This is a genomic window from Wolbachia endosymbiont (group A) of Lypha dubia, assembly GCF_964028575.1.
GTDB classification, from domain to species: Bacteria; Pseudomonadota; Alphaproteobacteria; order Rickettsiales; family Anaplasmataceae; genus Wolbachia; species Wolbachia pipientis.
Window position 1 is genome coordinate 104,411 of the sequence record NZ_OZ034796.1, and the last position, 11,725, is coordinate 116,135.

5 protein-coding genes and 1 pseudogene are annotated in these 11,725 nt (G+C 36.3%); 4 read left to right on the plus strand and 2 right to left on the minus strand.

The features are described 5' to 3' along the window. The first annotated feature begins 26 nt into the window (after positions 1-26). Positions 27-3,404, plus strand: a complete 3,378-nt coding sequence (locus ABWU72_RS00545) for a hypothetical protein (protein ID WP_353283783.1) — start codon at positions 27-29, stop codon at positions 3,402-3,404. 226 nt (positions 3,405-3,630) lie between these two features. On the opposite strand, the gene ABWU72_RS00550 is transcribed toward ABWU72_RS00545, so the two are convergent. Beyond that, positions 3,631-5,703 carry an ankyrin repeat domain-containing protein gene (locus tag ABWU72_RS00550; protein WP_353283784.1) on the minus strand — a complete coding sequence of 691 codons (2,073 nt, stop codon included), beginning with the start codon at positions 5,701-5,703 and terminating at the stop codon, positions 3,631-3,633. A gap of 620 nt (positions 5,704-6,323) precedes the next feature. Next, positions 6,324-6,773, minus strand: a pseudogene (locus ABWU72_RS00555) (hypothetical protein); the annotation flags it as partial. A 522-nt stretch (positions 6,774-7,295) separates the two neighbouring features. On the opposite strand from ABWU72_RS00555, the gene ABWU72_RS00560 reads away from it, so the two are divergent. From ABWU72_RS00560 to ABWU72_RS00570, 3 genes are all read left to right on the plus strand, one after another. Next, positions 7,296-8,585, plus strand: coding sequence for a hypothetical protein (locus ABWU72_RS00560; RefSeq protein WP_353283785.1), 1,290 nt, complete (start codon positions 7,296-7,298; stop codon positions 8,583-8,585). 420 nt (positions 8,586-9,005) lie between these two features. After that, the gene (locus ABWU72_RS00565; protein ID WP_265031946.1) at positions 9,006-9,200 is read left to right on the plus strand and encodes a hypothetical protein; all 195 of its coding nucleotides are present in this window, start codon (positions 9,006-9,008) and stop codon (positions 9,198-9,200) included. A 37-nt stretch (positions 9,201-9,237) separates the two neighbouring features. Beyond that, positions 9,238-11,721 (plus strand): hypothetical protein, encoded by a 2,484-nt coding sequence (locus ABWU72_RS00570; protein ID WP_353283786.1) that lies wholly within the window; start codon positions 9,238-9,240, stop codon positions 11,719-11,721. The last annotated feature ends 4 nt before the right edge of the window (positions 11,722-11,725 follow it).

Sequence of the window (11,725 nt, forward strand, 5' to 3'; positions counted from 1 at the left end):
TCATCACAATTTTAGTAGGGGTAGTTATGGGTAATTCTACAAAAGAGCTAGTTAACGCATTTAACTTAAATAATTATGGTATTGATAAGGTCAATACTAATTTTACTGTAGAAGGTAAAAAGATTGTTGGTTTATTTGCTAGTGGTACTAATACAAAAGAATATCTGCGAGAAATAGGAGAGGAGATAATAAAGCAACACTATGGTACTAAAGAGGTAGCAAGTAGATATTATAACTTAAACTGTTTCCCATTTGTTCTAGGTGCTAATCCTGATAAAGAGGATTTAGGTAATGGCATAGTGAAAGTGAAGCTTGCAGATTCTATGGATCCTGCAGTAATTCATAACTTGGAGATTCATTTTGCTAATGAGTTTAAAAGTTTTGTGGGAGTGAAAGTGGCTGCACGTCTACAAGAAGAAGTAAAGATAACTAAGAAAGAAGCATATGAATGGATAAGAGGAACTGTTCAAACAGGAGCAATAGGTAGTCCTTATCTATACTGTATAGCTTTTAACAACGAGTACCTCGAAAAAAGGTATTTTCCGAGGATTTTTGAGCTGTTTAAGAGTCTTTATATCAGTGAATTTAACTCAAGGTTAGAAAATTGTGGCCTTAAGAGTTCAGACTTTTATGATAATAAAGATGGTATGTTATACATTAAAAATGTGAGTGATAAAGTAATCAAGAGTGTAACAGGATATGTTAAAGGGCGAGTAGCGCTTGATTTTAGAACTCCAGGCAGCGTAGAGTTTAAAGTCGAAAATTGTAAAAATGTTCTTAGTGAACTAATTCTTGAAGCGACAGGAAAGTTTGTTGACGGGTATGATTATGATGATTTTACAGACGAAAAGAAAATAAAGAATGGGCATAGTTTTGCCCTTATACCTTTCATAGAAGAGAATGGTCAGTTGAAATCTTTAAGTTTTAATGATGCAGGGAAAATTAATAGAGTATTTAATAAAGAAATACCTAATGGTTTTATAAATAGTAATTTTATAAGTGATATTAGAGGCAAAACTGCAAATCTACAATTTGCTGATTGTAAAGAACCAGTTTATGCTTTCTCTAATAAACAGATTGCTCTTCTACTTCCTATAATCATGCAGTCTCCAATTGCATATAATCAAATAAACGGACGTTTTGAATTTGCAGTTGATCTTGAGAATTTTAAGAGACGTGGCTCGAGTCGATCCTCTTCAACAGTAAATTCTCCACTCAATTCTCCTACACATGCAGGCCCGAGTGGACTAAGAACACCGCCCAACCAAAGAAGAAGCATAGATAGTGGTATTGGTGAGTCACCTCCGAAACCTAAGGATTCTGGTTCTTCAAGTGGTGGTCCAAGTTCTGGCTTAACTGAATTGTCATCACCGACACAGGAGTTTCCCACGCGGAGTCAGGATGGAGTATTAAAGGATTCTCCCAGGCGAGAGTCGGAAAAGTTCCCTGTGTTGCTTCCGGTAAATCAGTTGGATGTTCCTGGAACGAGTAGAGAGTTCCTGCCACGGTCACATCTGAGTTCTTCTGTGACTAATCCACATTCATCGGAATGTGTAGGTGCTGCTCAAAATGTGCAAGCAGGGACTAGTGCTTGGGCTCAGCCAATGGGCGCTTGGCCATTACCGGCTTCAAGTGCAGAACCCTCGTTATGGCAACCGAGTAGACCTTCATCATGGAAAGGTGCTAGTGAAAGTGGATCAGCATGGACTAGTCAGCCAATAGGCTTTTTGTCATCACAAAGCACGTCAGGAAATCAGTGGATGCCGTCACAGCAGCTTACTGAACCAGGACCTAGTTGTTCATTTTGGCAAAAACCTTCACAGGTGAGTTCTTTTATGGTTAATGAATCTTCGTCATCTGGATGTAAAATTAGTAATGAGCTTCCACCCTCGAATAAACTTAATAATAAAGAAAAAGAGTTGATTGAAGCATTGCTTTATACATTCAACTTAACGAATTATACTTTTGGTGATGTTTATACTAACTTTTTTGCAAAAGATGGGAAAATTGTTAGTTTACTCCATGATAATGTTGATAGAGAGAAATATTTACAGAAGGTAAAAGCTTCTATAATAAAAAAGTATTATGAAACTAAGAAAGAAGCAAGAGAACTTTACGATCTGGATGAGTTTCCATTTAAACTTAATTGTGAAGAAAAACAAGGAAAAACAGTTGTTGCTAATATAAGTAGTGGTGCTTTATCTAACTTAAAAATCCTTTTTAGTCAGAAGTTTGGGAAAAACGTAGATGCTATTGACATTAGTGCCGTCAAAAAGGTAGAGAAACGTGAAAAGGACGAATGGGTAGATCGCCAGCTATTGAATAAAGATTCTCTTGAAGAAGCATGTCAGGATTGTTTTCCTGATGAAGAAGCAATGAAAATAATTCCAATTGCATTTGAAGAAGGTGAATACGTGCTTGACCGTAGTCGTGACACTTGTGAAGTAAAATTGTTGCTCAGAGAGCAATTACGACGGTTTAGAGATACATCAGTAGCTGGAAAGGGGGAGTCCGGTGATAAACCTCTTACCGAGGAAGAAGAAAAGTTGTCTAAAGCATTGCTTTATTGGTTTAACTTAAATAATTATGCTGTGGATCCTCCTCATACTAACTTTATTGTAAAAAATGGGAAGATTGCTAGTTTAATTGATGATAGTGTTGATGTAAAAGAATATTTACAGGAGGTAATAGATAAAACGAAAGAAGAGTATTGTGTCAATAAGAAAGAGGCCTATGATCTCAATGAGTTTCCATTTAAATTTCTTTCTAATTGTGAGAAAAACCAAGAAACAACAGTTGTTGCTAATATAAGTCGTGGTGCCTTACTTAACTTAAAAGAACTTTTTAGTCAGGAGCATGAGGGAAAAGTAGAAATAAAAGATATCGACATTAACATCGTCAAAAAGGCAGTGAAATCTAAAAAGGACAAATGGGTAAATTTTCAGGTGCGAGAACATGGGTTATCCCCTAAAGCAGCAATTGAAACCTGTTATCCCGATGAAAGCGCATTAGAATATATTTCAATTACAAAAGGCGAAGGTGGACACTGGATTGACCGTAATTATGATGCTTCGGAAGTAAAGTCGTTTAGGGAAGAGCGATGGCCTGCTAAAGGTACGTCAAAAGCTGAAAAGATGAAATCCGAAGATAATAAAGACAGCGGTTACTCTTCCGGGTTCGTAACTGATGCTGAAAACGTAAGCTCTAAAGCTGAGGCAACAACAAGTAGTGGTTATGAGTCTATGGATTGTGAGAATACTGGAAGAAAATCGCCAAAACGTAAGTCTCCATCGCCTGAAGATGGAGGCAATCCAAGAAAATCTCCGAAAAGAGATTCTTTACCACTTTCAAGGCTGGAGTCGTTAAGTTTGAGTAGTTCCTCTTATCAAATAGGTAAGTGTTAGGCTTATTAATTTCACTGCTCTCAGCCACCCAAGTGTTTTATTAGGGTTGGAGCCAAAGTCTCTGACCCTGAAAGCACTGGTGTTAATTTTTCTTGTCCATTGCAGATATTGCACGGTACTATCCACTTGATCGTCATAACGGGCTTCTGGGAACATTAAAATCTCATACTCAAAATCATTGAGCCATACCGCTATAACTAATTTCTTAAAATCTTACCTGAATAACTTAACCCCCTAAAGCTACTTCTCTATTCTGCTGCAAACGAACTTGCGTAAGATTAGTAGATAGATCATCCTTAATAGTCTCGGTTGTCTCTGTAGGTACATTACCATTTTTTTTTAAACCTTTAGCTTCTATAGCTTCCAGAACACTTTTTCCTCCCAAAAGACAGTTTTCTCCTAAACTTTTCTTCTCAGCTTTTAACTTGTTAAGCCTTGCTTCGCTCTTCTCATCAATTTCTACTTCTATTTTATTACCACCTTTCTTACTAGGACTCAGATAAATACTAATCTCTCCTACCTCAGTGGTAAAAGACATTTCAATGCTACCTTCTAAGATATCTTTATAATTTCTTTTTCCGCCTACGCTTTCAACTCTTACTATACTCTCCCCAATTTGAAGTATGCCGACTTTTAAATTTAAATCTTTATCTTTTAAAGCTTCAGCTTTGTTAAAGATTTTCACAGGTTCAATAATACTATCTTGTGGATATTCTATACAAAAGTGTCCGTTATCTATTTCTGCTTTAAAGTCATACTCATGAGTTTGCTTATTATTTTTGTTTACAATACTTTCATACGCTAAATTATTAAGTCTTGAAATATTTTTATCCCTTTTGCTTAAAATATCTTCATCCTTGCAAATTATATTTACAAAATCATCATGCTCGTTTTGAGTGAATTCATTTAAAGTTGCACCTCCTGATATTATATGTGACATCTTTGTCCGTTCTATGAATTCAGGAATCCGAGTAGTATCATATGACAAAAATAGTTTTCGCAATGTACTAATCATAAGGTCCACAAAGGATTCGTAGTTTTTATATGGAAAAGTGAACATTACTCCTTGATCCAGCGCTTGGCGTATAACTTCATCAAATTCTTCTTCACATTTTTTATAATAATCTTCATCTTTATCGCAAGTTTTATCTAGATCACCATGAATCTCGTATATTTTTTGCCAAATACTGTCATACTTTTCTCTTTCTACTTTATTCAGTTTTATTTTAGCTAAAGAAAAAGAATCTTTTTTTCGTATTACGTTTATGTTTCCATCATATCTTAAATGACTGTGGCGTGTACCACAACTTGTATCATAATGATCAATATTATCATAGTCCGAACTGTCTTCTGAGTCCTCACTCTCTGACGAACTACTAACTTCTAGCAACTCTGAGCTTTTCTGTTGATCTTTAAAAATCCGGTTGTCGTTGTTAGGGCTCTTTGCCGGATTCTCTTCATTTCCACGAGAATCATCTGAACCATGGCCCTGATCCTTTTTTGCATTACAATCACTCAATTCAGCAGGCTTTGCCTGACTATCATCACCAGAGCTATTTGAACAATCGTTTCTTTCACCTACCGAACTATCAGGTGTTGCCGGATTCCCTTTATTTTCATGAGAATCATCTAAACTATGGCTCGAATCCTCAATAGCTTGACGGCACTCATCTTCAGTAGCATATTCAGATGGTGGAGTCTTTCCACTTTGACCTTGCACATTTGGATTAGCACCCGCTCCTAAAAGAAGTTCTCTAGCTTGAAGGCAGTTATTTTTAGCAGCATAATGTAACGGAGTCTTTCCACTTTGATCTTGCACATTTGGATTAGCTTTTATTACTTCTAAAAGAAACCTTATACCGCTAGTATCGTTACATTCAGCAACGTAATGTAACAGAGTTTTTCCATCTTCTCGGTTTTGTACATTTGGATTAGCTCCTGCTTCTAGAAGAAGAATTATATGTCGAATATTATTTAATGGAGCTCTATTGCTTTCTAAAATGTCAGATAATTTTTCATCTAAGTAATATGACAGAGTTTTTCCATATCGGTTTTGTGTATCTCGATCAGCTCCTTCTTGTAGAAGAGACATTATACGTTGAATATCATTGAGATTATCTAATAGACCTCTATTGCTTTCTAACTGATCTAAAATGTCACCTAATTTTTCATCTTGGTTCTGTATATTTGGGTCAGCTTCTGCTCCTGAAGGAGACGTTATATCTTGAATATTGCTGTCGCTTTTTTGCTGACCTAAAATGTTAAGTGGATTTTCATTTGATCTTGCTACCTCAACCATATTTTATAACCATTACTCACTAATTCTTTAGTGGTTACCATAGTACACAGGTAAGTCAATAAAAAAATACACCTTTCCTTCTTCAGTTCTAAAACATTGTCAAAAGTCTCAAAAAGATGAGTTAAAAAGGGTTCTGCTTCCAACTTTTTTGCTGTAAATTTTTGCAAAATTTTAAAACTCACATCTACTCTATTATAGTATTCTTGGCAACTAATTTTATGTCAACATTAAAAATCTTACTATTACCCACAAATAAAGACATGGTATTGTATTTACTCAAATAATTTTATTAACTTGAAAGATTATTAGATTAAAATTATTAAATTAAGAGTTATAATTTTAGCAACTAAAAGCTGTAAGTTGCACCATATAAACAGTTATTTCAAGCAAAAGTTATACCATTAAGAGCTATGCAACAAACGTTCATATTTGTGGGTAATGTAAGTTCGTACGGGGAAGTTATAGAAATGACACTCAATCGCAAGGGCTATGACTTCTACCAACCAGACTTTTCGTATAGCTTCTAGGTTCAAGCTTTCAATTTGCCTTTGAGCGCAGAAACTCCCTAGAAATCACGCTTTTGAACTCTATATTATTTTTTGTAACATTGTCGTAGGCGTTAGATCTTGCAATGCAGTTAATCTTTCTAACGCCCTTGCAAACTCTTCTTCTGATAACTCACCACTGCCTAATTTTTCCTGCAATTCTTTTATCTCTTTGTCCAAGCTCTGATTGAAACTTAAATCGCGTGCAAAAATCTTCTTGATTAACTCCTTAAGCTTATCACGCAAAAACTTAATTATCGAAAGAAGCCAATTTTTTTCTTTCTTCTCCTTGAGCATTTGGTAGATTTTCGGATCATCTACATCTACTTCAAAAAGGTTGAGGAGAGATTCAAAGAAATTCCAGAAATCTCCGAGTACTCTTCCTTTTTCACCAGTGAAGTAATCCTCATCATCACCTTCTCCGATATGTAGCTCTGCTTGAGATGATATTTCATCGATACAACTAGAAGCCTGACGCTCACACTCGAGCCTCCTGAGCAAATCTTGTCTGGTGAGCTCCTCTACGCACTGCCTCTATTGCTCTGATATAGCTAAAGTGACTTACGATAATTTGAAAAACAAAAATTCGTCATTCCGCTACTTGTTAGCGGAATCTATACCGCGAATGAATCGCGGTATGACGTAGGACTGCTGTCATCCCAGTGCGTGACACTGGGATCTCGTTCCTTAACTTTATAGTGTAAATTATTTCAAATTGTGTCTAGCTGCAAGTATAATAATTTCCATTTATAGATAAAGTATGTTGCAAATGTTATGCCAAAGAGTATAATAAAATCTATATCAAATACTTTACAAGAAAAAGTGGTGATAGAGGCAAAAGCAAATATTAATAAGGATAATTTAAGAAAAGCGCATGCTAGAGTTTGAAAAAACAGCAAGAATAAAAAATATTATTGAAAGGTTAAATGGCGTATGATATAATATAGTGTAAAGATATAAATAATTTTATTGACATCTTTACATTAATACTTCTTAAATATTTAGTACTGTAGAATTAAATTATTAAGTTTTATGAAGGGAGTAAAAATGGTGGAAAGCTTTTCAGGTAACAACAGAGGCAGTAATTTTATTGAGGAGGCAAAAATAATGGAAAATTTTTCAGATAATAACGGAAACGGTAGCTCGATCTTCCAAGGAAAACTCAGGGAGCAAGATTTCTCTGCAGAGCAGAAGTTAAATGAACTAAAAGCAGCCATAGAGGAGCTCACCAGACAAGATTTGCTCAGAAGGCTCGAGTGTGAGCGTCAGGCTTCTAGTTGTATCGATGAAATATCATCTCAAGCAGAGCTACATATCGGAGAAGGTGATGATGAGAATTACTTCACTGGTGAAAAAGGAAGAGTACTCGGAGATTTCTGGAATTTCTTTGAATCTCTCTTCAACCTTTTTGAAGTAGATGTAGATGATCCGAAAATCTACCAAATGCTCAAGGAGAAGAAAGAAAAAAACCTGATTGCTGCGATAATGAAGTTTTTGCGTGATAAGCTTAAGGAGTTAATCAAGAAGATTTTTGCACGCGATTTAAGTTTCAATCAGAGCTTGGACAAAGAGATAAAAGAATTGCAGGAGAAATTAGGCAGTGGTGAGTTATCAGAAGAAGAGTTTGCAAGGGCGTTAGAAAGATTAACTGCATTGCAAGATCTGAAACTCAGGTTACAAATGGCCGTTGTCGGATGGATTGTTACAATGTTCGCAGAGATGTTTGGAGTTGAGTTGGCGGCTGCGGTAGAGGCATCTACAGAAAAAGAAGATAAAAAAGCAGAAAAAACATCATTAAAGGAAGAAAATAAAGAAGTTTGCGAAAACGTAGAAATGAAAGTGGATGAAAGAGAAAAACCTAAAGTGCCAGTTTTCCTTTTTGAAATTTCACCAGGATTTGTAAGACCGGTTGTTCTGAGCAAACCAGAACTTGATCTTTTACCAAAGCCTATAATGCCTTCTATATTTAAAGAGGTTATAAACAATGAGAACCGCGAGGAAATAAAACCAAAAGTAGAAGAAGAGAAAAAAGCGAAGCCGGAGGAACCGAAGAAAGAGGTGTGTCCACAGAAAGTTCCGGAGAAGCCTAGGGAGGAGGTGCCAGAAAAAGTACAGAGTGCAGGTTCTAGAACTAGTAGCAAGAAATCAAGAAAAATCAATCGGGATAGCTTTCCTGCACACAATTATCCAATTGGTGATTGGCAAGAGCAAGCTTCTAATGGAAAGTCTAATGCTAGTACTGCTCAACCACCAAAAAGATTGATTGATGATGTAAAAGTTAATAATCATGTGGATTCAATAGGAAAGGCACCAGAAAAAGCACCATCGAGGGGATAGCTAGTGTTAGCTTTAGATGACAAAAAAGACTGGATCCCAGTGTCTGGACACTGGGATGACAAGAAAAAGAGGTACTGGTATGACATTAAAGAGTAGGGATTGATGGCAAAGAGAAATACAGGTGTCATTCCAGCGCGTGACGCTGGAATCCAGGGGCATATAGATAGATGTCGACAGTTCGTCATTCCGCTACGTGTTAGCGGAATCTATGCTTGAGATACCGCGAATGAATCGCGGTATGACGTAGGGAACTTAGGGTTGCCAATGACTTGTCATTCCAGCGTGTGACGCTGGAATCTTGAAATTTGGGTTTTATGAAAAAGAGTGAATAAAATTTTTTAAAAAAAAATATAAAAAAGTGCTTGCACTTAATTTTATTTTTAGTATATTAGTTACATAATATTTTTACTGGGGGATAATATGGATAGTAATAAAGGTTCAGGTTATGAAAAACGAAAATATGGCGATAATACTGCACCAGGAGGAGGAAGAATTAGAGCGGATGCTATAGATCCAAGGAGAGTTGATGACTTTACAGAGAGAATTAAGCGTGAGGAGGAGAGAAGGAAGCAAAATCAATCTAGTGGTCAAGGTAGTGGCAGAAGTGGTAAGTAACAGTAAATTTATGGTAATTTGAATAGGGAGGGGTATTATGCCTAATATAATGAATCAAGAATTAGTAAGAGCATTTAACATTATTCTTTGTCATAATGAGGTTGCTATTACTAATCTTATCGTACAAAGCACAGATCAAACTTTTCTTAAGAAGGAAGATCGTATTGTTATCTCATTTGATAAAAATATGGATGTTGGTCAATGCATGAAGTACTTGCACAATATAAAGAAAAGCATAGTAGAAACATTTTGTGGGAGTGAAAGTGGTGCTAATATGTCTTTTAATACACAGTTTTTTCCTTTTAACCTTAATGAAAGGCAGTTAACTAAAGATAAGGAGGGATATAAGTTTTCAGTGCCAATAGACAAAGGTGTAGTTTTTAATCTAAAATGTTTGCTAGCCCATGGGCTTGCAAAAGATGCAAAAGAGGATATGGGAAACGAATTTGGTGAGAGATGTATGGAAGGGCGCGTATATGATGTACGTTTTGACAGGAAATCTTATCTATATTGTATGCGTTTCTATGATAAAAAGTTACAAGATTATTTTGTAGAGTCATTCTCGTCAAGGATAAAAAATTATAAAAATGGTCCTAAAAGCACTAATGATTTTTTGAAAATCAAGGACAATTGTGTGTATATAAAGGGGAGCATCTTTAATAAGGCTAAGTTCATTAAGGACATAGTAAAACACAAAGCATCTTTGGAATGTCGTGATTTTGAGGTTACAAGTGCTGAGGATGAAACTGTTGAGAGTCTAAAGTTTCCAGTGATTGATTTGTCTCGTACAGTAGGTATACCAATTAATTCTGTACTTCATGTTTCTTATACAGGCAGTGGTGAAAATTCAGTTCTTATACCTGCTGCTAAGGAAATTATTGATAATATTATATATTATAAAATTTTAAGCAAGGAACAAGCGGATGATATTAATAAAGTATTTGGTATGACCGTGTTAAATAATGTTGAAGATTGTATTTCACCAAAACATCTACCAGTATTTGGCAGGAGAGGAATATACGGAATAGATTTTGCTAATCAAGACATTTCTTATTGTGTGCTGAATAAAATCATGGAAAGCTCTGTAATCAACAAAGACCATGAACTGGCCATTGACCCTGAGCTTCCTCGAACGCTATTAGCTGAAGCATCACAGACACGGGGGTGTCCCAAGCGAAGTCGTGGTAAAGGGTTAGAGAGGCCTCCCAGGCAAGGATCGGAAAGAGAGGGAGGAAAAGGGGGGCTGTTTCAGTTGGTGCCGGGGAAAATAGATTCAAGTCAATCCACTGGTGATCAATCACAGCTATCTTCCGGGGAAATAGATCTAAGTCAATCCACTGGTGATCAATCACAGCTATCTTTAGGTGCTGGTGAAGGTACGCTAACAGAGGCTAATATTCAGGATCAGAAAAGATCATCATCGATTCCTTCTCTTAGAGCATGGGATAGTTCAACATTCTTAAATTCTGAAGATTCTCTAAAAGATACGGAGAACATTTGTAATGAGGAACCTGAAAAACAGCAAGTTACTGATGAAAGTGATCGAAAAAGTAGTGATGAGTGTTCTGAAGCAAAGCCACAGAGTGAATCTCCGAGTAGCCGGAAAGGGTCAGAAAGTAATTCGTTTTCAGGTAGTAGTACTTTATCAAAAAAATCTATTATGCCAGAGCTAGAGAAGTTGTTTATATTAGAGCTAGAAAAGTGGTTCCTATATTTTCAGCAAAATGGCAAAAAACTTGACTCGACGCGTTCAACTCATGAGCTTTCAAGTAAAAAAACAGCTACTTCATCAGAAAGAAAAGTAAAAAGTAATTCACCCTCAAAAGTGACTCCTGTTACTGAAGTACATACCGAAAACAAGCCTACTGAATTAAATGATAGTATTACAGAACTCCCGTCACAAGGTACCGTAGGCAAACTAAACATGCCCGGGGACCGTAGTTCTAAAATTTCTGTAGATAGTGGTTTAGGGTCGCTTGAGCGGGGACAGTCACCGTCGCTTATTGAAGAGTTTAGTGATTCACTTCAGCAGACACCGTTAATAGTTGATAAACTTGAAAATATATTTAGTAAATTATTAAGTGTTGTTCACAATCTATTAAAAAACCCGGCTTCTCCTACGCATAAAGATGTGTCGGGTGGACTAAAGTTGCAACAACATCTTGATTCTGATCAGAGAGAGAAACTATACAAAGCTCTTTCTTCTAAGATGAAGAAGAAGCTAGATTCCGAACTTTTTCTCCCTGAGTACGAGAAGTTACTATACCTACTTTATGTTGATAAGAGGGAGGTGCGTTTGCTTCTTTCTCCTCCTGGGGAAGTAGAGCAAGTGTGCTCAGTTCTTCCTTCTGAGGAGAAGGAGCAAGCACAATCAAGTTCTTCTGAGGAGGTAGTACGCTTATTTCAGGAGTTCTTTAGTAATCAAAAAGTTAGTGATAACTATCTTACAAGTTCTAAGATAGATTCTCCTGAGATCGAGACATGCTTGAAAAAAGAAATTTCTCAAGCGGTTTGTACCTAATCCA